At 30.0% G+C, this 22421-nt stretch carries 19 protein-coding genes and 1 pseudogene; 10 read left to right on the top strand and 10 right to left on the bottom strand.

The annotated features are described in order from the left end of the window. Positions 1–38 precede the first annotated feature (38 nt). On the bottom strand, positions 39–959 hold the full coding sequence (locus CF386_RS06505; RefSeq protein ID WP_225971694.1) for a GntR family transcriptional regulator: 921 nt from the start codon (positions 957–959) through the stop codon (positions 39–41). A 147-nt stretch (positions 960–1106) separates the two neighbouring features. On the opposite strand from CF386_RS06505, the gene CF386_RS06500 reads away from it, so the two are divergent. After that, positions 1107–2126, top strand: coding sequence for a zinc-binding alcohol dehydrogenase family protein (locus CF386_RS06500; RefSeq protein ID WP_192867707.1), 1020 nt, complete (start codon positions 1107–1109; stop codon positions 2124–2126). A gap of 117 nt (positions 2127–2243) precedes the next feature. Here CF386_RS06500 and CF386_RS06495 read toward each other — a convergent pair whose 3' ends face one another. From CF386_RS06495 to CF386_RS06485, 3 genes are all read right to left on the bottom strand, one after another. After that, positions 2244–2591, bottom strand: a complete 348-nt coding sequence (locus CF386_RS06495) for a DUF4870 family protein (protein WP_089073583.1) — start codon at positions 2589–2591, stop codon at positions 2244–2246. Positions 2592–2891: 300 nt separating this feature from the next. Beyond that, on the bottom strand, positions 2892–3581 hold the full coding sequence (locus tag CF386_RS06490; RefSeq protein ID WP_089073582.1) for a hypothetical protein: 690 nt from the start codon (positions 3579–3581) through the stop codon (positions 2892–2894). Between the two features lie 4 nt (positions 3582–3585). Then, positions 3586–4434: an ABC transporter ATP-binding protein gene (locus tag CF386_RS06485; protein WP_089073581.1), complete on the bottom strand. Its 849-nt coding sequence runs from the start codon at positions 4432–4434 to the stop codon at positions 3586–3588. Between the two features lie 742 nt (positions 4435–5176). Here CF386_RS06485 and CF386_RS12775 point away from each other — a divergent pair. Both CF386_RS12775 and CF386_RS06480 read left to right on the top strand, forming a co-directional pair. After that, positions 5177–5350, top strand: a complete 174-nt coding sequence (locus CF386_RS12775) for a hypothetical protein (protein ID WP_158522314.1) — start codon at positions 5177–5179, stop codon at positions 5348–5350. 291 nt (positions 5351–5641) lie between these two features. After that, positions 5642–6313 carry a phytochelatin synthase family protein gene (locus CF386_RS06480; RefSeq protein WP_089073580.1) on the top strand — a complete coding sequence of 224 codons (672 nt, stop codon included), beginning with the start codon at positions 5642–5644 and terminating at the stop codon, positions 6311–6313. Between the two features lie 555 nt (positions 6314–6868). Here CF386_RS06480 and CF386_RS06475 read toward each other — a convergent pair. The 3 genes from CF386_RS06475 to CF386_RS06465 all read right to left on the bottom strand — a co-directional run bounded on the left by CF386_RS06475 (position 6869) and on the right by CF386_RS06465 (position 10405). Beyond that, positions 6869–8194, bottom strand: coding sequence for an MATE family efflux transporter (locus CF386_RS06475; protein WP_089073579.1), 1326 nt, complete (start codon positions 8192–8194; stop codon positions 6869–6871). Positions 8195–8285: 91 nt separating this feature from the next. After that, complete coding sequence (locus tag CF386_RS06470; protein WP_089073578.1) at positions 8286–8774, bottom strand: LabA-like NYN domain-containing protein; 489 nt, start codon at positions 8772–8774, stop codon at positions 8286–8288. Between the two features lie 137 nt (positions 8775–8911). Beyond that, a complete protein-coding gene (locus CF386_RS06465; RefSeq protein WP_089073577.1) occupies positions 8912–10405 on the bottom strand; it encodes a UxaA family hydrolase in 1494 nt (497 codons plus the stop codon). Between the two features lie 354 nt (positions 10406–10759). On the opposite strand from CF386_RS06465, the gene CF386_RS06460 reads away from it, so the two are divergent. The 7 genes and pseudogenes from CF386_RS06460 (at position 10760) to CF386_RS06430 (ending at position 18874) form a co-directional block, all read left to right on the top strand. Beyond that, on the top strand, positions 10760–12217 hold the full coding sequence (locus tag CF386_RS06460) for a tagaturonate reductase (protein ID WP_089073576.1): 1458 nt from the start codon (positions 10760–10762) through the stop codon (positions 12215–12217). A gap of 4 nt (positions 12218–12221) precedes the next feature. Continuing rightward, positions 12222–13232 carry an aldo/keto reductase gene (locus CF386_RS06455; protein WP_089073575.1) on the top strand — a complete coding sequence of 337 codons (1011 nt, stop codon included), beginning with the start codon at positions 12222–12224 and terminating at the stop codon, positions 13230–13232. Positions 13233–13251: 19 nt separating this feature from the next. After that, positions 13252–14472 (top strand): amidohydrolase family protein, encoded by a 1221-nt coding sequence (locus CF386_RS06450; RefSeq protein ID WP_089073574.1) that lies wholly within the window; start codon positions 13252–13254, stop codon positions 14470–14472. Between the two features lie 9 nt (positions 14473–14481). Then, a complete protein-coding gene (locus CF386_RS06445; RefSeq protein WP_089073573.1) occupies positions 14482–15423 on the top strand; it encodes a sugar kinase in 942 nt (313 codons plus the stop codon). Between the two features lie 11 nt (positions 15424–15434). Next, positions 15435–16067 carry a bifunctional 4-hydroxy-2-oxoglutarate aldolase/2-dehydro-3-deoxy-phosphogluconate aldolase gene (locus CF386_RS06440; protein ID WP_089073572.1) on the top strand — a complete coding sequence of 211 codons (633 nt, stop codon included), beginning with the start codon at positions 15435–15437 and terminating at the stop codon, positions 16065–16067. A 212-nt stretch (positions 16068–16279) separates the two neighbouring features. Then, positions 16280–17566, top strand: coding sequence for an MFS transporter (locus tag CF386_RS06435; protein ID WP_089073571.1), 1287 nt, complete (start codon positions 16280–16282; stop codon positions 17564–17566). A gap of 199 nt (positions 17567–17765) precedes the next feature. Further along, positions 17766–18874 (top strand): annotated as a pseudogene (locus tag CF386_RS06430) (phosphoribosylaminoimidazolesuccinocarboxamide synthase). Positions 18875–19183: 309 nt separating this feature from the next. Here the strand turns inward: CF386_RS06430 and CF386_RS06425 are convergent. The 3 genes from CF386_RS06425 to CF386_RS06415 all read right to left on the bottom strand — a co-directional run bounded on the left by CF386_RS06425 (position 19184) and on the right by CF386_RS06415 (position 22264). Continuing rightward, a complete protein-coding gene (locus tag CF386_RS06425) occupies positions 19184–20239 on the bottom strand; it encodes a hypothetical protein (RefSeq protein WP_089073570.1) in 1056 nt (351 codons plus the stop codon). Positions 20240–20501: 262 nt separating this feature from the next. After that, complete coding sequence (locus CF386_RS06420; RefSeq protein ID WP_089073569.1) at positions 20502–21320, bottom strand: ABC transporter ATP-binding protein; 819 nt, start codon at positions 21318–21320, stop codon at positions 20502–20504. Next, positions 21320–22264 (bottom strand): FecCD family ABC transporter permease, encoded by a 945-nt coding sequence (locus CF386_RS06415; protein WP_225971693.1) that lies wholly within the window; start codon positions 22262–22264, stop codon positions 21320–21322. The genes CF386_RS06420 and CF386_RS06415 overlap by 1 nt, the downstream gene beginning before the upstream one ends. Positions 22265–22421: the final 157 nt, after the last annotated feature.

The raw sequence follows: 22421 nt of genomic DNA, 5'->3' as shown, positions 1-22421 counted from the left end.
ATATTTTCTGGTTATAAACTTAATTTTATTATATACATTTAGTTATGTAGACCTTCAACCATATTCTTTTTTGCAGTGTTAAGATGCCTATATAACTCATGAGTTGCGCCGATATCATTTTTGTTAATTAAACAAGTTAAGACAGCCATATGTTCTTCAATTGCAAGAATGTTTCTTTCTTTCAAGTTATCTGATTTTCCCCATTGATAGTGTGAATGAAAAATTATAGTAAATATATCCCAAAATTGGTCAACAAATGGATTGTCAGCCGCTGAAAAAATCAGTTGATGAAATTGCCTGTCTAATTCAAAAAACAATTTGTAATCGCTTCCAACTGTATCTCTTAAACTTCTGTGAGAAATCAAAAGCTCTCTAGCCTGAGACCACCTAATATCATTATCAGGTAGGTTTATAAATTTATGTAAAGCATATGTTTCAAGAAGTTCACGTAATTCAAACACTTGCTGCGCATATTTTTCATCAAAAACTTTCATCATCCATTGACCTCGATTAATATTTTCAATCAAGTTATATTTTGAAAAAGTTAACAAAAACTCCCTTACTTCAATAGGTTGAACACCAACTCTCCGAGCAAGCTCAATTTCTGAGAATGTGTCTCCGGGCTTTATAATACGATCATAAATTAATTGAGTAAATACTTGGCCGAAATGTTCGTTATCATTTGATTTGTTGTGGATAATATCTTTAAAAAAATCTTCTTCTTTCGGTTCTCTTTTTAAAAAATATTCTGTTCCCTTTTCAGACAAAACTCCAATCTGACATAAATATAGGATTACATTTTTGACTGTAGTTCTACTAACATCAAACATATTTGAGAGTGCGCTATTAGATGGAAGTGGTGAGGAGAGATTTCCTTGGCTAATAGAGTCTAAAAATTGGTTAATTACTGTATTTCTCAGGTTCTGATTTCTAGGCATTATTTTTTGAAATAAAAACATATTTAATACATAATAACACGATATTGATCACATTATTATGTCGTAGTTAACACTTTTAAAAATTATTCGTTAATTTAATCACCATTCATGTTCAACACTCATTTAAAGCAGTATTTAAATGAAACAAAATTTAGGCAAATAATTATTATGAAAACACTAGTATGCACAGAACCAAAGAATTTAGAGTATGTAACTCGAGTTAAACCTGAACCTAAATCCAATGAAGTTGTTTTAAAAGTTAAGGCTGTTGGTATATGTGGAACAGATATTCATGCATGGGCTGGGGTCCAACCTTTTTTTGAATATCCCAGAGTTTTAGGTCATGAGATATTTGGCGTTATCGACAGTGTTGGCTCTAATGTTACAAACCTTCAAAAAGATCAAAGAGCCATTGTAATGCCATATGTTTCATGCGGCAAGTGTGATGCATGTCTGAATGGGAAAACAAATTGTTGCGAAAATATTTCTGTTATTGGCGTTCATCAAGATGGAGGTTTTTCTGAGTTTTTAACGGTACCCGCTGATAACATTTTACCTGTAGATGATAATGTATCAGCCGATGCAGCTGCATTTATAGAGCCTTTTTCAATATCAGCACATGCTGTCAGAAGAGCTAATATTAAGCCAGGTCATAATGTTCTTGTGGTTGGTTCAGGTCCAATTGGTTTAGGAGCTGCTGCAGTAGCGAAAGCAAATGGTGGTAATGTTGTTGTTGCTGACATAAGTAAAGAGCGTCAAGCCTTCATTGAGGATAAATTAGAACTAAAAACAGTTAACCCAATGGACGATAACTTCGAAGAGTCATTAAGAAACGCGTTTGGTGGAAGATTACCTCTTAAAGTTCTTGATGCTACAGGTAATATGCACTCTATGAATAATGCGGTAAATTTAATAAGCCATGGAGGAGATATTGTTTTCATAGGACTTCATAAAGGCGATGTTACTTTTAAAGATACAGAATTTCATAAAAAAGAAACGACCATGATGGGGAGCAGAAATGCTACTAAAGAAGACTTCCAACATGTTATTAATTTAATGAGTCAAGGAATTTTATCTTATAAATTAATGTTAACACATAAATTTAAGTTTGATACTTTAGCAAATGTTTACGAAGAAGAAGTTGTAAACAACAAGAATTTATTTAAGGGAATTATTGAGTTTTCATAATTTTCAAAATAGGTCTTAATGAAGCTTCAAAAAGAGAAACCGATAAACGATATAGTGTTTATCGGTTTTCTTTTAATATAGTCATCTTACAAACTACAAATCTAGTGTCAAATAATCTTAAAAGAAGTCTTTACAAGAAGTTAAGTTTGCTAAGCCTTTCAAGAGTCTATAAATAACCCAAATATATGCAAAAAACAAAATGAACCAGCCAATTAAAATTAATGTAGTAAGAAACCCAATAATAGTTAAGCCCAAGCCCACCCAGAATGTAAATTGTATATTCTCGAAATGCCTAGAAAACATTGAATTAATTATTTCATCTTTTTTGACTAATGCCCAAATATACCCCACTATAAAAAAAATTCCCGATATCAATCCTAGAAGCATCATGCCATAACTTATATACAAAGTTACTTTAGCTTTTTCATCTTGTTCATTAGGTACGATTTTGGTTGGCTGACCCATTTTTTTCAATTTCCTTTTTTCAAAAATAATCAATAATATTTTAAAACATAATATTATTGATGTAATTTACTATCTTCAATTATATATATTTTATATATTTCTTACTAGGAATTTAGTTCATTTGGTACATTCAAATAAAAATTTTTAAAATCAATATTTACTATATTGAAAATCGTCGCGACAAACTTTCCTTTCCATATAATTTACTAGCATATAAAAATAAACCAAACCCAATAAATAATAAACCTATCATTCGATTTAAGCCAAAATTAGTTATCTCTTGATAAGGGTGTTCAGAGGTTATAACTTTAAATGATAGGGAAAAATAATTATGGAGCAAGTATTCATACAATATTCCATGAAGAAATAAAGAGCTGAATAAAATATAAAAAATGAAGCTATTATAACAATAACTATCGGACGTTTTGTAATTTGAGACACTACCAGAAACAATGATGCTAATGGAAATAATACTATGCTTGTAAAAAAGATATTTTTTAAAAAATTCAGCAAATTAAATATAAAAAAACTCAAAATTTCCTGAGATACGATATTTCCCCAATGAGCTAAAGTATATTTTATTAGAATCGAAAGTTCCAAAGATAAAAAAAGTAACAAACAATAAAATGGTAATACAATTAAACTATAAAACAGTTTAGAAATTAAGTGCATTGAATTACTTACAGGCATGCTTCTCCAAAACATATAACTACCATTTTTTCTTTCTTTTGGAAGTGTGCTGGAGATATATGAAATAAATAAAAACAAAAAAAGCACTCCAGATAAATCAAAAGCAAAGTTTGACGATATGCCAGAAATGATATGATTAGAAATAAATAAATTTGTAGAGTTAGATTCATAAATAAAATCTTGATTTTTCCAACTTGCGGTGAAGTTAAATAAAATAGATAAAATACCAATTATTAATGGTATTTTAAAATTCATTTTATTTTCTTTAATCTCTCTTTCTACCAAAAAAAACAATTTCATATTATTAGGCTCCCTTTTGATGAGCAAGAAAAATTTCAGATATATTCGGTATGATAGTTTCTATGGATTCTACCTCATCAAGAAATTCTTTTTTAATTAAGATTATATTTTCTCGATTGTTCGACTCCAAAATATAGGGGTTGAACTTTTTCAATTTTTCAAAATGTGAAACTTCCACCTTGCACTTACAATATTCGCTGATTATATTTTCCAAGCTGCTGCGTGTAGTAACAAAACCATTTTTGATAAAAACAACATCTGTTATAAAATTTTCAAGTTCATTTATTTCATGACTCGTAATTAGAATACTTCTTCCGGATTCATTAAACCACTCCTGGACTAATTGATAAAACTCATGTCTATACATTAAATCCAACCCCAAAGTAGGCTCATCTAATATCAAAATTTTACAATTAGTAGCCATAATTAAAGACAAATGAAGTTGCATTGTCATGCCTTTAGATAATTCGGCTATTTTGGTAGTTAAGTTTATATCTGTTTTATTTAAATACGAAACTGCATTCTCTTCTGAAAATTTAGGATGAACTCCTTTCATATATTTTATGATATCTCTAACCTTCATCCATTTCGGAAGACACTCAGCATCTGATAAATAAGCCAAATCTTGCATGATAATTTGTCTATCTTTGTATGGGGTCTTCCCCATCACATTAATTACTCCAGTATAATTATCTGCACCAAGCAATAAATTAATAATAGTTGATTTACCTGCGCCATTATGACCAAGCAAACCAAGTATTTGCCCTTCATATAAATCAAAAGAAATTTTATTTAATATAGTTTTGTGGGCAATTTTTTTGCTCACCTCATCAAATGAAATCAACTTTTTCACATATTCACCTTACAAAATTGATAAAAAATGCTGTTAATCAAACAAATCTACTAAGAAGCGAAATGATCCTGTAATACAAATTGTATAATCAATCGAATAAAAAAAAATTGCAAGAAAGTTTTTTTAAAAATCACTAATTGAACAATGTGCATATAATGATTTATAATGTTCTTTATCAACTATAATAGTAATTAATTAAAAATATGATCCGTGCTTTTTTAATCAACTACATATTGCTGCTCATATTTGTCATGTTCAGTTTTTTTATTTATTTTGTTATACGAAATAATCAAAAATTTGTTACATTTATTTTATATAAATTTCACAATAAAACCTTTCTTTTGTCTTCATTTCGCTTTTCTCTCGTAGGAATTTTAACTACTATTTGGCTTTTCACTTTATTTTACTTCTGTTTAATTGAATGGGTCATTTTTGGCTTTGCCTTTTCTTCATTAAAACCGCCATGAACTTTATACATACCATTTATAATAATATCAATAATATGGTATTTGTTTAAAATTGATATTCAACAATCTTTTAAATCTAAAAAGGGCTTAATATTGAATTTGCTTTTCATATCGCTCTTTATAAATTCATGTATTTTTTTAATGTTAGGTATACTGACTATTTTTATCCCGCAAACAATTTGGTAAGTATATAACTCATAATAAAAATTGATCATTATCTCAAAATAAATTAAATTATATATATTGATGGTTTAATTACATAAAAGGATTTTTGTATGTCACCTCAGGAATTATCAAAACTTAACATTCATATTACTCATGAAGAAACAATTTATTTTAAAGAAATGTATTTAAAACTTTTTCAACTTGAAAAAAAAATAAACTTAACCCTTGAACAAATATTATTAGTCGACAGAATTAAATCTTTTCAAATCACGAAACTTGTTTAAGCTCAAACGCATTTGAACTTATGAAAAGAAAAATAGCTAAATTAGAGCCACAAGAAAAACAAAAATTAATTTTAAAACACCTTCCTAAAGAAGCTCTTCAGTATACTTTTTAATACAAACAAATAGATAAAAAACAAAAGTTTTTTATCTATATCATAATACAGCATGTTCAGACTAAATTTGAAAACATAATATTTTAGTTCTATAAATATCATATAAATAATCACATTTAAAAAAAATTAAAGTGACTTTTATTCTAAAAAATTATTACTATTAAGCTTCTTATTAACTTTGTGCTCATATGCCAAAGTCCCTAAATTTAAACCCGGTTTAATATCTTTAAACTCAAAAGAAGGACAACTAATTTTCGAACAAACAACTTATAAAAATAGCTTTTGGCAATTAATACCCTATTTTATAACACAAAAAAACTTAAGCTTTTGTGGACCAGCTTCTATAGCTATGACCTTAAATGCATTGAAGCTTGACCCGCCTGCTCTAACTGAAGAAAATCTAAATAATTATAAAATGTTTGATCAAGACAACATTTTTAATATTAAAGTAAATAAAATTATAAAAAAAAATAAAATAAAAAAATCCGGGATGACACTAAATGAAATGTTTGAGGTTTTGAATACCTTTAATCTAAAAAATAAGATTTACTATGGTTCTGATATAAATGAAAAGCAATTCATTGAAATTATCATTCAAGCGATTCTAAAAAACAAAATAGTTATTATAAATTATTGTCGTAAGTATATTAGAAACACCACATCCTGTGGTCACTTTTCACCAGTAGGCGCATATAACGCTCATAAGAAAATGTTTTTAATATTAGATGTTTCAAGATATAAATATCAGCCCACTTGGATTCCTCAACAAAAATTATTCACAGCAATTTCTAAAGGAGTTGACTCTGAAAGCAAGAAATCTCGTGGATTCATTATAAGTTACAAAGAATAAAATGAAATACTATTTTTTTTGGTTGATGGGTTTACGTTTACAACAGATCCCATGGGTAGAAATTTTAGTAATGCTCACTAACTCTTTGACTTTAAAATTCGTCCGATCGAACTTAAAATTAAATTTTTCCATTGCTTATTCCTCATTTTTTATGTTTCATAGTTTGGATGCAATATATATCAAACGACAACTTTGAATGTATATTTAAAAAATTTTGGTCTTAATTTTGTGATTATTCAAGTATATTTGAAAATTTTCCGATATAAAGACCAGTTTTATTTTTTACTAATAGATATTCACGTTTTAAATTAAAGAAAATTAAGAATACTAAATTTTACACTGATTACTTTATTCGAAAGTGGTTTTTTTATATTTAATATAAAATATCTCTAAAATTATTCTTTATAAGAAGATACTTCTCACAATTAATTTATAGAAGTACTAAAAAAAGATTTACACAATAAATCACATGAGATTCTAAAATATTAATTTAGATAAATACCAAACCAATAGTTAGAAAGTAGATATAACTTTAAATATTTCGATGATATTTGATTAAGAGCCGTACCCTTTGTAATCTTTATAGGCCCAAAAATATGCAACGCCAGCAACAAATAAGGTTGAAATATTGAAAGAGATAAACACACCTTTAAAACTATATAAATTAAACATAAAATATGAAAGTGGAATAAATAATATTAACATCCTAAAAAGGGAAATTAAAGTTGACCTTATAGGCTTTCCAAGTGAATTAAAGTTTGCACATACCATCATAATTATACCCCACCCTATGTAACTGACTGGTACAATATACATATAACTATCAGAAACCTCTGTTACTTTCAAATTATCACTAAAAACTCTAGATAGATACGGCCCTAAAACGAGTAATAGTAAACTTATAAACACTCCCCAAAATATCGAAAAAATCGAACTCATTTTAAGAGTTAAAAAAGATCTATCCCATTTTTTTGCACTAAAATTTTGACCAATTATAGGTCCAATACTGCCAGATAATGCAAACATGGGAATAACTGCAATCATTTGAATTTTTGTTGCAACACCAAAGCCTGCGACTGCAAATTGACTTACTATTGATAATAAATAAGTGATCCAAAAAGTAGCTAATGGTCCAATCATATTAGCTAGACATGCTGGAACACTCATTTTTATAATTTTATTCCAAGATAATAAAAAACCTTTCATATGATTTTGATAATCAAAGGTAATCATATCCTCTTTTATCAAAATTCTTATCAATATAAACAAACCTGCAAATCTGGAAATCAGACCTGCTATCGCTGCTCCCATAATTCCTAAATTAAGTGAAAAAATAAAAATCGGATCAAGTACCAAATTCAAAATTGCCATATATATTTGAATTTTTGCAGGCCCCTTTGCTTTACCATTAGCTCTCAAAGCATTAGAGCAAACAAAAATCATAAATAATGGGAAAACGCCCAGAAACCATACAATCATGAAATTGTGAATTTCAACGAGTGTATTTCCAGCAGCACCAAGACCTTTAAAAATGGTATCAATATTTAATATGCCAAAAATTGTAATAATCAAAGATAAAAATAAGCAAAATAAAAATGCATGGAAAATAAATGTTTTAATATTTTCAAAATCACCAGAGCCAAACATTCTTGCACCAATTGATGAAATAGCAATACCGATACCTATTGCAACACCGATAATAATATCAATCATAGGTGTTGAATAACTTATAGCAGCAAGTTCATTTTGCCCAAGTAATGAAATAAAATATGTATCAACAATTGTAAAGCTAAAAGTACATAAAATACCGACTAAAGCTGGCAATGTTAACTTAAGCAAATGCGTCGAAATTGAACCAGTTGTTAAAACTGCTTTTGACATGGTTAGAGTTCTCTGCGATTAAAGGATGTGCAATTATAAATAAAATGTGTTTTTTTTCATAGAAAAATATATGACCGAAAACAAACACCTACTATCTCAATAATAATGTATCATCAATTGTTCTAAATAAGTTAGCACTGTTAATAAGGGAGTTTGAAGTGAGAGAATTAACTCCGTAAACATCAACCCTTTTTCTAAATTTAGTTTTTATGGTATCTAATAAAATGGTAAAGTCTCCGTCTCCAGACAGAAGTATTAATCTATCCGAAGTCTCTGCTGCATCAAGCATATCAATTGTTATCCCTACATCCCAATCTCCTTTAGCCGTCCCATCTTTTCTTTTAATAAAAGGTTTTAGCTTAATTTGGAAACCAATGGCCTTTAGGATATTTTGAAATTGTATCTGTTTAATTTCATTTCTTTGGATTGCATATGCATATGCATCTATGATGTTATAACTTTGAGATATTTCAGACCAAAACGCATTGTAATCAAAGTTTCTTTTAAATGCCTCTTGGCAAGTGTAGTAAATATTTTGTACGTCCACAAAAATTGACACATTTTCTTTATCTTGAACCATCTTAAACTTATTACCAGCGTATATCTTTATAATATTAGTGGAGTTATTTTAGTCAAGCTAATTAGAACAATCAACCAAATTTTTAAGGCCTCTAATAACAGAGGCCTATGTAATAAGTTATTTCAAAACAAAAAACTTTAAAGCGTCACACCACTCTTAAAAATAACTAACTCTCGGAAATCATTTATTTCATTTTTAGACTCTTTACCTGATGCAACATCTTGCACTAAATCAATAAAATCAATCAAAAGGTCGTCCATATTTTTGTCTTCAACTAAACTACCTGCATTAAAATCAATCCAATGTTTTTTTCGGTTCGCTAGATCCGAATTAGTCGAAATCTTTAAGGTAGGAACAGAGCCACCTAAAGGCGTTCCTCTGCCAGTTGTGAATAAAACTAAATGACAACCTGCAGCAGCCAGTGCGGAAGTTGCGACAGCATCATTTCCAGGTGCAGATAATAAATTTAGTCCTGGCTTTTTTAAAACCTCTCCGTACTTCAATACATCAACAACATTTGAGTCTCCAGCTTTTTGAGTACAACCTAGGGACTTATCCTCAAGTGTAGAAATGCCGCCTTGTTTATTACCTGGAGAAGGATTTTCATAAATAGGTTGTTCATTTTTAACAAAATAATGTTTAAAGTCATTGATCATATCAACGGCATCATTAAAAACTTCTTTAGAGTCACATCTAGAAAAAAGAATTTCTTCTGCTCCAAACATTTCAGGTACTTCCGTTAATACAGAAGTTCCCCCATAGTTAATTAAATAATCTGAAAATTGACCTAATAATGGGTTGGCAGTAATACCTGATAAACCATCTGAGCCGCCACATTCTAAGCCAACCTTTAATTTACCAATTGAATGATCTTCCCTTTTAAAGTCTTTCATATAATTGAAAAGATCTTTCATCAAGCTAACGCCCTGTTCTATTTCGTCTTCAACTCTCTGAGCTGCCATAAATTTAACTCTTGATTCATTATAAGGGCTTACTAACTCCTTAAAAGCATCTATTTGATTATTTTCGCAACCTAAACCAATCACAAGAACAGCACCAGCATTTGGATGATTAACCATATCCGCAAGAATTTTTCGGGTATTTTCATGATCATCACCTAATTGAGAACATCCATAATTATGACTAAATAAATGAACTCCATCAATGACAGAAGTATCAACTTCTCTTTCAAAAGTTTTGATAATCTGGCGAGCTGTAGCATTCACACATCCAACCGTTGGGATAATCCACAGTTCATTTCTTATACCTATCTCACCATTGTCTCTGGTATATGCTTTTATCTTTCTTTCAGGAAGAGTAACGTTAACTTTGTTAAATTCAGGTTTATAAACATAATCACCTTCTTCTGAAAGTAATGTTTTAATATTATGAACATGAATTATTTCCCCCTGTCGAACATTTTCCGTGAGTTGTCCAATCGGATAGCCGTACTTGAAAACAACATCAAACTTGTTCATATCTTTAATAGCTATCTTAGATCCACGAGTTACATTTTCTTTTAGGATAAAATCAAAACCTAGTTCTACATCTTTAATTTTATCTCCCTCAATCATATCTTTTAGAGCAATAAGAACTGAATCCTTTGGATGGATTAAAACAAACGATTTCATTTTAGACCTCAATAATAATTTAATGTAAATATGTTAAATTTTAGAATTTTTAAAAGCAATTAAACTCATACATTCACAACAATAACATTTATATTAAAAAAAACATTATAAATCAGTATGTTAATATTGTGCACCAAGCCCAAGAAGATAATAATATCTATTAAAATCAACAAGTTAATAATTTTCAAAAAAACAAAACAATATCAAAATAAATATAAAAATCATATAAAAAACACTTTTATGATGCATGAGGCACATTATTTAATTTATAAAAAAATAAAGTTTTTATGAATTTTATTTTTAGGTAAAATCTTTAATATTATTAAGATGACTAGATCCTATCGGAATTAAAATATGAAAACATTAAATAGAACAAACTTTCCAGGTAATAAATACCCAGAAAAAATTATACAGTTTGGAGAAGGCAACTTTCTAAGAGCCTTTGTTGATTGGGTTATTGACGGCTTAAATACTTCTACAGATTTTAATAGTGGTGTTACGATTGTGCGACCTATTGATACACCTCAACCCAAACTAGATAGTCAGGATGGTTTATATACATCGGTTGTGCGAGGTATTAACGAACTTGGCCAAAAAGTAGTTGATACAAAAATTATAAGAAGTGTTAATAAAGAATTATTGGCATATGGTGAATTTGATAAAATTATAGAGTCATTTGAAAATCCAGAGCTTGAGTGGGTTTTTTCAAATACTACGGAAGCTGGAATCAGGTTTGAAGCATCAGATAATCTAAGTGATATGCCTCCATCCACATTTCCAGGTAAATTAACCAAATTATTATTCCATAGATTTAAATACTTTAATGCTTCTCCAGACAAAGGTATGATTCTTATTCCATGCGAGCTAAATGAAAATAATGGTCCACTTCTGAAGTCATGTATTGAAAAGTATGCTCATCATTGGGACTTAGGAAAAGATTTTTTAAATTGGTTTGAATCAAGCAATACAGTTTGCTCTACCTTAGTCGATAGAATAGTGACAGGCTATCCTCGAGATGAAATTTCAGAGCTGCAAGAAAAATTGGGTTACGAAGACAAATTTCTGGTTACTTCAGAATATTTTCATTTATTTGTAATTGAAGGTCCTGAGTTCTTAAAAGAAAAGCTTAAGCTTAGTAAAGTAAATTTAAATGTTGAAATTGTTGACGATATCAAACCCTATAAAGAACAGAAAGTAAGTATCTTAAACGGTGCCCATACAGCTATGGTTCCTGTTTCATTTTTATCAGGAAATAAGACTGTAAAAGAGTCAATGGATGATGAAATAATTTTTTCATTTATATCAAATATGATTAAAGACGAAGTGATTCCAACCTTATCTTTAAACAAAGATCGATTAGAGGATTTTTCACAAAATGTTTTTAAACGTTTTAAAAACCCTTATATTAAACACGAGTTATCTGCAATTGCTTTGAATTCTATTTCAAAATTTCATACAAGGCTTCTACCATCACTTACTCATTATATTGAAAAATTTAACGAAGTCCCCAAAAACATAGCTTTTTCCCTTGCTTGTTTAATTCTTTTTTATAGAGGTACTTTTAGAGATATAAAAACACCTGTAAAAGATAGTACTGAAATAGAGCAATTTTTTAAAGAAAATGATTCTCTATTTGAGAATGACCTAGAAGAACTTGCAAATAAGACACTAGCCAATCAAAGCTTTTGGGGTTGTGACTTAAATCAATATATTGGCTTGAAAGAAACAGTATATCTTTTCATGCAAGAAATTAATAAAAACGGAACCGTATCAACTATTCAAAAATTTGAGTTAGCATCAGAAAGAGTGTAGTAAAATGAAGAAAAATATTATAAAGAAATCAAACCTTGAAATCAGTAATGTTGGTTACGGTGCTAGTGGATTTGGAAATCTGTACAGAACTGTAAAAACTTCCGATGCAATAGATGTGATAAAAAAATGCCATGAAGTTGGAATTAATTATTTTGATACAGCTCCTCATTATGGGGCCGGTTTATCCGAAAGAAGACTTGGACTCGCATTAAGTGAACTCGACGTTGAGAGAAGTGATATTATTATTTCCACAAAAGTTGGTCGGCTTTTAGAACCTAATAAGAATATAGGTAAAGGTACCATTGATGGCTTTGTCAATGCTGGCCCATTTGACAGAACGTATGACTACTCATATACAGGCATCATGAGATCTTTTGAAGATAGCTTACAAAGATTAGGCACCAGCTATGTAGATATTTTATTTATCCACGACATTGGTTCTATGACACATGGAGAAAAAAACAAAGAATTGTTTAAAGTAGCTATGGAAAGTGGGTATAAAGCTTTAGATGAGCTTAAATCAGCTGGACTTGTTAAAGCTATAGGTCTTGGGACGAATGAATGGCAAGTTCAGCAGGAAACCTTTAAATATGCTGATTTTGATTGCTTTATGCTATCTGGTCGATACACCCTATTAGAGCAGACGGCAGAATCTTTTCTAGATCAATGTGTTGAAAAAAATGTATCAATCATTGCTGCAGCAATTTATAACTCAGGAATCTTAGCTACGGGACCTAAAGAAGGAGCCTATTATGATTACGAGCCTGCACCTGAATATATATTAAAAAAAGTTGAGCAAATTTTTGATTTGTGTCATAAATTTAATGTTGCACCTACAACAGCTGCAATTCAATTTCCGTTTGTTCATCCTGCCGTTGTTTCTGTTATGCAAAATACAATGAAATTTAAAAATATTGAGAAAATCAACGCTATGCTTGATTATAAAATTCCATCTGAATTTTGGTCTGAGCTCACGAAAAGTGGACTTGTGACAAGTAAATATTTAAATGAATAAAATTTAAAGGAAATATTAGATGAAATTTTTTTGTAAATATTTAAAAATTGAAAGAAATACTAACCTCACTGAATACATTAAAATTCACCAACCTGAAAATATGTGGCCTGAAATTGTTAAAGGTATGGAAGATGTAGGTATATTAGGTATGGAGTTGTATCATGTGGAAAACATGATCATAATGACAATGAGAACCACAGATTCTTTTTGTGCTGACAGAGATCTATCTTTATTAGCCAGTAAGCCTCGTCAGTCGGAATGGGAAGCTTACGTAAGTTCTTTTCAAGGAGTTGATGCAGATGCATCCGCAAAAGCTAAATGGACAGAAATTCCAGAAATTTATAGCATGGAAAAATGTCAAAAGTACTTAGAAAAACAAAAGCAAAATATAAATAATAAATTAAAAGTGATTGATTCACATCATCATCTATGGGAGTTTAATCAAAGTGAATTTCCTTGGATTGATAATGAAATGTCAGTTTTGAAAAATAATTTTTATCCTAATGATTTAAAAAATGTAACTCAAGAACATAATGTTGTTGGAAGTGTTGTTGTACAAGCTAGACAATCATTGGATGAGACTTTGTGGTTAATTAATCAAGCCGAACAAGATGAATTAATCAAGGGAGTTGTTGGTTGGATTGATCTTAAGTCACCCCAATTAGAAAAACAACTCCAATTTTTCAAAAAATTTAAAGTGTTAAAAGGTTTTAGACATGTAATCCATGACGAGCCAGACATTGACTTTATGATTGACCAAAAGTTTGTGGATGGAATAAAGTTATTAGCAAAGTATGATTATACCTATGATATTCTTATAAAATCATACCACCTGGAAAATACTATCAAACTTCTTCACAAGCTACCCCCCATGAAATTGGTCATTAATCATATCGCGAAACCAAATATGTTAGAAAATGAATGGGAATCATGGGCTAACCACATATCATATATTTCAAAAAATTTTCCACATGTTTTTTGTAAATTATCTGGATTGGCTACTGAAGAAAATCATCAAAATGTTGATTGGGCAAATATAGAAAGATACTCCAACTTTATACTTGAAACATTTACTCCTAGTAAGGTCATGTTTGGAAGTGATTGGCCTGTTTGCATGCTAGCAACTACATACGATGAACATATTTATTTTATTCAAAAAATTTGTGACTCTTTTATACAAACAGATATCGAAAATATCTTTTTTAATGTATCAAAAGATTTTTACGGTATTGAAATTTAGGAAATCTTTATGAATAAACCAAAAATAGCTTTTATCGGTGAGTGTATGATCGAGCTATCAGGAACAGCTTTTGGGTCTATGATTCAAAGTTATGGCGGTGATACCTTAAATGCGGCAACATACCTATCAAGAATTTCAAAGTCAGATATTGATACTCACTTTATTTCTGCTTTGTCTAATGATCAAATTAGTGAAAAGATGAAAAATATCTGGAAAAATGATGGAGTTTTAACGGATTTAGTCATGACAGATCCATTGCATAGCACTGGTCTTTATATGATAGAAGTTGATAAAAATGGTGAAAGATCTTTTTCATATTGGCGGGATAACTCTGCTGCTAAGCATATGATGCACCACCCAGATTTCGGTAAAATAATTGATCAACTACATCATTTTGACTTTATTTTCATTTCAGGAATTACTTTAGCTATCTTATCTGATGCTGATAAAATTGAATTCGTAAAGTTTTTAAAGTCTCTTAAGAAAAATAAAAAAACTCAAATTATTTTTGATTCAAATTATAGACCCAAATTATGGGACTCTAAAGAAAAAGTAAAAAGTACTTATAGGGAGATTCTGGAAATTTCAGATTTAGCACTAATAACATTTGATGATGAAAAAGAGATATGGGATGATGTTGACGTTGAACAAACAGCTAGGCGTTCGGTCAAAATGGGTGTCAAAACAGTTATTGTCAAAGATGGTGAGAATGGTTCTTATATTCTTGAAAGAAATAACGAACAAATAAAACATGTTCCGACAATTAAAGTTAATAATGTTATAGATACAACATCAGCTGGTGATTCATTTAATGCAGGGTTCCTATCAGGTTATATAAAAGGCCTTTCATTAGAAGATTGCTGTGAGCGAGCAAATAAAATTGCAGGTGTAGTTATCCAACATAAAGGTGCAATTATATCATCATCTATAACAGATCAAATTAAATTTTAAGAAGATTAATCATGAAAAATAGTATTATAAATAAAATTGAAAATTTAAAAGTTTTACCAGTCATTGCAATTGAAAATGCTTCAGATGCTGTTAATTTGGGTAAAACTTTAGTAGACAATTTTTTACCTGCTGCAGAAATTACTTATCGAACTTGTGCAGCTACCAAAACAATTGAGAGTTTGAAAGATAATTTTCCAGAAATGCTGGTCTGTGCTGGCACAGCAATAACTAAACAGAATGTTCTAGATGCGACTCAAGCTGGCGCAGATTTTGTAATCACTCCTGGATTTAACCCAAAGCTAGTCGATTTTTGTTTGTCACAAGATATTGATATTATTCCTGGAATAAATAATCCATCTCAAATTGAAATTGCTTTAGACTTTAATTTAAAGTATTTGAAATTTTTTCCCGCAGAAGCATCTGGAGGGATTAAAATGTTAAATTCTTTATTGGGACCCTATAAAGATATAAAGATCATGCCAACAGGTGGCATTACTCCTAGTAATTTAAAGGACTACTTATCAATCAAAGGCGTAATAGGCTGTGGTGGAACATGGATCGCACCCTCAAAAACAATTAGTGAAAATGACTGGCCAACTATTGCAAAAAACGTAAAAAATTTAAATGACCTCTTAAACAAATAGTCTCAAAAACCATTACTTTATCAGAGCTAAAATTTTTATAATTTTAGCTTTTTTTTTACAATAAAAATAAAAGTATAAACATATAAAATAAAAAGCATATAAAAAACACTTTAATTTTAAATATGACACACTTTGGTTCATAATCTTTCTAAAACCCATAAAAAACATTTAAATTATTTGCAATAAAAAACTATTTAGGTAATAGAAATAATATGAAAACACAAACAATGACAAGCCAAACCCATTCGGGAACAAATACAAATAGTAACACTAAACTTGCTTTTTATGTTCTTTGCTCAGCTTTTTTCATTTGGGCTATTCCAAATAATCTACAGACCATAATGATGCCACAACTTCAACTTGGTTTTATGATGAATAATTTCACTACATCGTTACTAGATACAAATTTTTATATAGGTTATTTTTTCGCACCAATTATTGCTGGATTAATTGCGAACAAACTTGGATATAAGTCAACCATAATAATTGGTTTTCTTATTATGGCTCTGGGCTCCTTGCTGTGCTTTTCAGCATTAGATACATATACCTTAAGTTTATTCTTAGGTGGGTTAACAACGACAGCACTTGGTTGTGGTTTTCTAGAAACAGCTTGTAATCCATTAGCTACTGTTTTAGGGCCTAAAGAACAAGCTTCATATAGAATTAATTTTGCTCAAATCTTTAATCAAGTAGGTAATTTAACTACCGCATCAGTTGGAGCAATGATTATTATAGGGGGTTCCCATTATAAAACAGCTGAAGAAATTGCAAAACTACCTAAAGATAGCGCCACACATTACCACCATATGTTAGTAGCCTCAGGCATTCCTGTATATATTTTTATGGCTGCTTTACTTGTATGTCTATCTATTTTATTTGCACTTATTAAATTTCCACATACTAAAGCTCTTGATGAATCATCCGACGGATATTTTTCAACATTTAAAAGAGTTATGAAATTTAGTCATTTTAGATGGTCTTTATTAGCTATGTTTCTGATGAACGGAACACAGGCATGTATGATGGGTTTCTTTTTAAGATATGCAATAGTTGAATTGAACACAGATCCTGGTCATGTATCATTTTTAGCGTCAGTGCTAGCAATTGCAGCAATTTCTGGAAGGGTTGTAGGAACCTATATCCTAAAAAATACAAATAAAGATGGAAATGTGCTCGGGATGTTTAATGCTTTAGGTGTAATTGCCTGCTTGGCTGCCGTTGTTTTACCAGGATGGTTCGGTATATGGTCAATACCAGTCGCATTCTTCTTCTTAGCTCCTTCATATCCAACTATTTTTGCTCTTGGAATTAAAGGACTTGGAAAAGACACAAAAATTGCTTCTTCATTTATGGTCATGATGATTGTTGGTGCAGGTATAATTCCAGTCATACTTGGCTTCTTAGCTGATAAAGTTCCAAGCTTTTCTCTTGTTTGGATAATACCTGCTCTTTGTATGGCTATGATTTCTTACTTTGGTTTTAAAAAATCTAGTCTTTAGTAATTAAAGTTATTTAATTGTAATTACCGCAAAGAAAGCCTCTTAATAAAGATAAGTTAAGAGGCTTTCTTTTTAAACCCACCTAATATAAAAAAACTTTCTAAGTATATTTATTTAAAGCAATCGTTTGCTTTTTTTAAAAAACCATTATCATAAGCATTATTTCTTGTTTACAAATATTCCAAAAAAAGGTAGTAAAATGAGTCAACACAACTTTATATTATCTCAAAATGATGACTTTCCAATAAAAACAGATCAGCCAATTCATAGTGGAAAAGTCAGAGCTGTTTACTGGTTAACAAAAGAAGATAGCCAAAGATTGATTCGAGAAAAAGGATATAATGTATCTCCTGATTCTGACTTGGCAGTGATGATAATAAGCGATCGTCTATCAGCCTTTGAGTGTCACTGGAAAGGTCCAAATGGAAAAATGGTATTCCAGGGAAAGGAGCGGCTCTCAATGCAATCTCTGCTCATTGGTTCAAACTATTTCAAGAAAATAACCTAGCTGACAGTCACATCTTAGATGTTCCTCACCCTCTTGTTTGGATTGTACAAAAAGCTAAACCACTTATGGTAGAAGCTATTGCAAGACAATACATCACTGGTTCAATGTGGCGTTCATATGCTAAGGGCGAAAGAGAATTTTGTGGGATACAAATTCCCGATCATTTGGAAAAAGATCAAAAACTACCTGAACTATTAATTACACCTTCAACGAAAGGTATCTTAAAGGGCATACCAAATGTACCCGAGTTAGATGATGTAAATATTACTAGAGAAGATATAGTAAATAATTTAGAGGCCTTTAATTTTAAATCAGCTGATGATGTTAATTTATATGAAAAACTTTTAACGGAAGGGTTTGATTTAATTAGCGATGAATTAAACAAAGTTTCTCAAATTTTTGTGGATACAAAATTTGAATTTGGTTACGCAAAAAACTCAAATGGCGAAGAAAGACTAATATATATGGATGAAGTTGGAACACCTGATTCTTCGAGAATTTGGGACAAAGAACAATATCAAAATGGCGTCATAGTTGAAAACTCAAAAGAAGAATTTAGACAAGCTCTTCTTAATTTCGTAAATGAAGATCAAAAGGATATTATTGTAAATAAAGATCGCATGGAAGAACGTACAAAATTAGCTGAAACTCTTCGTTTACCACAAGAGCTAATTAATAGCGTATCTAAAACTTATCTAGATATCGCTGAAACAATAACTGGAAACAAAATATCAATAATTGACTCTCCAAGAGAAGAAATTATATCTATCTTGAGAGAACAGTATAAATTAATTAATTAATTAATTAATTTATCCAAAAAAATTGAAAAGCTACCTCTTTATGAAAAATAGAAATTATGCTCAATGGAGGTAGTATTTTAATCCTACTTACTAAAACTGATAACCTATTTATCCGATAGTTATTTTTTATATTTAACTCAATAGTAATACATAAAAAATCAAAACAATTATTTGAACAAAAGAGTGTAAATATCAGTAGAAATCATTAATCAACTTCATGATAAATTGTTTTAAAAATAGGCTTAACCAAATAAAATAAGAAAAGATCAGCTCTAAGTGTAATTTGGTGTTTTTATTTATTTTATATTTTTACCAAGTGTATTGGACTTGAGCATAAAGTCCATTTCCTTGGTGATACGAGCTTTTCTTAGAGATTAAGTCATAAATATATTCAACTCCAGCAGACATGTGCTTATTCCAAACATGATTATATGTTAGGAGTACTTGGTTGATGGCATCATTTGAACCGGTAAGGTTTAGTTTTTTCGTTGAATCTATTTTTAAATTTTCCGAGTTTTCATAATCGTAAAACTGGCCATAATCATATTCTAAACCAATTTGATGTTGACCAGAGGTATATTTTATTCCTGTTATAGATGCGGCAAACCTTGCTAAAGAAGTCCCCCATTTAATAGGGTTAGGATCTGGAATCATAGGATCTGCTTGATTAGTAGCTTTACCAAAAACATATTGTCCTGTCTGATCGATTCCAGAAATCCCTGAAGTAATGCTTTTACCTAGCATAAAAGTTTGTCCAAAAAACCAATTACTATTTGAATATTTTAGATCTGCTTCAGTCATCCAAGCTGTGCCATAATTACCTTCAGGTGTTTTAATTTGTGCAAAGCCACCTCCCCCACCAATTGTGACACCTGTATTATCTAATGCGTATGATAAAAATACTTGATCAGCTCCTTTGTAACCAGAGTTATTACTTCCAATTTTAAGCTCAGATTCGTGATAATTCCCATCACTAAGAGAGAAAGTACTTTTTAAGTAAAAATTGCCTTGATTAAAATTATAACCGATTGTATTTTTTGTTCTTTTTTGAAAGGGCTGAGGTATTATAGATGTTGCTGAACGACAATCCCAATTAAGACCAACATTTCCATATTCCCCCCATGATAACGCTCCATACATAAATCCATATACTAATTGGCCATACCGGTCATCACCAATACCCGCATATAAAGATCTAGGAGCAACACCAACACTACTGCCCCAAATTCTTGTGTAAAAATAACCAATGCCATATGAATGCTCTGAAAAATAGGACTTTCCTTGAATGTATGTATTCATGTAATTAAGATTATACACTGACCCTTTTGAAGCGTGTTCATAATCATCAAAAGTCATCCCTTTCATATGAGATCCACTAATATCGTTATCTAAAGTTGTTAAATTAGATCTTATATATCCCCCCCATAGAATTGAGGTTTTGTTTGGATCACCAAAAGTAATACTTGCTTGCGCATTTAGAGAAAGTATAACCCCAGATAGAATTGTTAATTTTATAAACTTAATTTTTAATTTACTATTTTTTATTTTTTATTTTTCATTTTATACTTTTTTTGTTTTTTGTTTTTTTGTTTTTTGTTTTTTGTTTTCCTTTTAAAGGATTAAGCTGTTAGTAATTTTCATTTTTAATTTTTCTGTTCCTCCGTTCGTGAGATTTAAAGTTTAGGTATTGATTTTTCATATAAATTTTATTTATAAGTAAATAAAATAGGTTTTTTTCAGTTACAATAATTTTTGAATTTACATCAAATACATTTTTAATTAGTGCTGGATCAATAATATTTAAATTTCCATAATCATATAATTCACCATTTTTTATAATTGCAACTTTATCTGAAAATTGTATTGCTAAGTTAATGTCATGAACTACCATTAACCCATAAATGTTGTGTTTTTTAATATAATCGTGCACAAAATGCATTAAAAGTAATTGATTATTTAAGTCTAATGCTGAGGTGGGCTCATCCAGAATAATTATTTTAGGGTTATTAATCAAAGCTAAAGCTAAGCCAACAAGCTGACTTTCACCACCTGAAAGTTGGTTACAGTATTTATTCGCTAAATGAGTGATATCGATTTGTTTTAAGATCTTAATAGAATGTTCTAAACTATTTTTTTTCGTCAATAACGATTTATTGTGCAAGTTTAAAGTTGTTATTAGTAAGTCAAGAACTGTAACTGATAACGGAATACTATAATTCTGTGGTAAATACCCCACATCATCATAAGACACAACTGAAGAATTAATTTTAGCTACTGGTTTTTTTTTACCGATTAAATCTATAAGTTCTTTTAAAAAGGTTGATTTACCTGCACCATTCTTACCTAATATAGTGACTATTTCCCCTTCGTAAATAGGAGGTAATGTAAAGTTATTTAAAATATTTGTTTTTCTAATTTTTTTTGAAATGGAAGAAATAGACAACATCAGAATTTACCTCCACTTTTAATAATCAAGAAAACTAAAAAAGGCACACCGACCAGTGACATGACAACAGTTAACGGTAAAACAGTACCAGGTAATATTATTTTAGATGCAATAGATGCAAGCTCTAAAGATATTGAACCAATTAAAAAAGATGCTGGAATAAAAAAACGTTGATCCTCTCCAATTAACATACGCGTTATATGTGGTGCTATAAGTCCAATAAATCCAATTGCTCCTACAAATGAAACTGAAAGTGCTGTCAAAATAGATATCAATAACAAATTCTTAGTTCGTAAATATTTCACATTTATGCCCATGGATTGGGCTCTGTTGTCACCCATTTTTAAAATAGATAATTTCCAAGAATCTTTTAGTAAAATAAATAAAATAATAGGTATGATGATTACTAATACTCCAATTTTAAGCCACGAACCTCTTGCTAATGAACCCATTTTCCAAAATGTTAATGTTTGGAGTTGCATATCACTCGCAATATATTGAACCATTATCAATAAAGCATCAAAACTAAACATCAATGCAACCCCACAAAGCATTACACCTTCAATAGAAATTCGTGGAATACTAGATACAAAAGACAAAATTAACATTGTTCCTATAGAAAAAATAAACGCCATTGCACTTATTTGATAAACTTGAGGAATGGATGGAATATAAATAACATTTGTGATTACTAACCCCGCACCTAAGCTCGCAGCTGCTGATAAACCAAATGTATAAGGATCAGCCAATGGGTTATTTAAGGTAGTTTGCATCTGTGATCCCGATACAGCTAAAGCTCCACCCACTAAAGGCGCCATCAAAGACATTGGCATACGGATATCCCAAACTATAATAGACGAGGGAGAATTATCTTGATTCATTAATGCAAAAAAAACTTGGCTCAAGGATAAACTTTTTGAACCAATTAAAATATCGAGTAACAAAAAAATAATACTTAAAGCTACACATAATATTAAAAACTTTACCCTAAATTTTTTTTGTAATTATGCACTATGATTTCTTTATTTATATTTGATAGTGTTTCCATAAAAATTCAATTTTCTTAAGTTTGAAATGATAATAATAATGATTATCATAACG

The sequence above is a fragment of the Paraphotobacterium marinum genome (assembly GCF_002216855.1).
Classification (GTDB): Bacteria; Pseudomonadota; Gammaproteobacteria; order Enterobacterales; family Vibrionaceae; genus Paraphotobacterium; species Paraphotobacterium marinum.
The sequence above is the reverse complement of the archived record's forward strand: the minus strand, read 5'-3'. Positions and strand labels throughout refer to the sequence as shown.